The organism is Neisseria sp. HMSC064D07 (assembly GCF_001837185.1).
In the GTDB taxonomy this organism is placed as follows: Bacteria; Pseudomonadota; Gammaproteobacteria; order Burkholderiales; family Neisseriaceae; genus Neisseria; species Neisseria flavescens_C.
The window spans coordinates 52,885-53,307 of the sequence record NZ_KV831707.1 but is presented as its reverse complement, the minus strand read 5'-3'; the positions used below and the strand labels follow the sequence as shown (position 1 = coordinate 53,307).

General features: G+C 56.5%; 1 CRISPR repeat array.

Annotation, left to right across the window (positions count from 1 at the left end):
- Position 1: 1 nt before the first annotated feature.
- Positions 2–423: a CRISPR direct-repeat array (repeat unit 28 nt; unit sequence TTCAACACACAGCCGCCCGAAGGCGGCT).

Here is a 423-nt window from a genome sequence, read left to right as displayed (position 1 = left end):
TTTCAACACACAGCCGCCCGAAGGCGGCTGCCGTTGGAAGCTGATAGCCGTCAAAAAGTATAACGTGTTTCAACACACAGCCGCCCGAAGGCGGCTGCTACGAAATGCCGCAAATCAACGTATGGCAGGGTGTGTTTCAACACACAGCCGCCCGAAGGCGGCTGCAGGGATTGATTGCCGTTGCCGTCCTGATTTTTGGTTTCAACACACAGCCGCCCGAAGGCGGCTGGTAGAAATCGTTCCCGACCATCGTTATTCGGCTGTTTCAACACACAGCCGCCCGAAGGCGGCTGCCTTATCGTTGACAGTCTTCCAGACGTAACGTTGGTTTCAACACACAGCCGCCCGAAGGCGGCTGGATAACTTGGCTCGGCGGCGATTTGCAACGTATTGGTTTCAACACACAGCCGCCCGAAGGCGGCT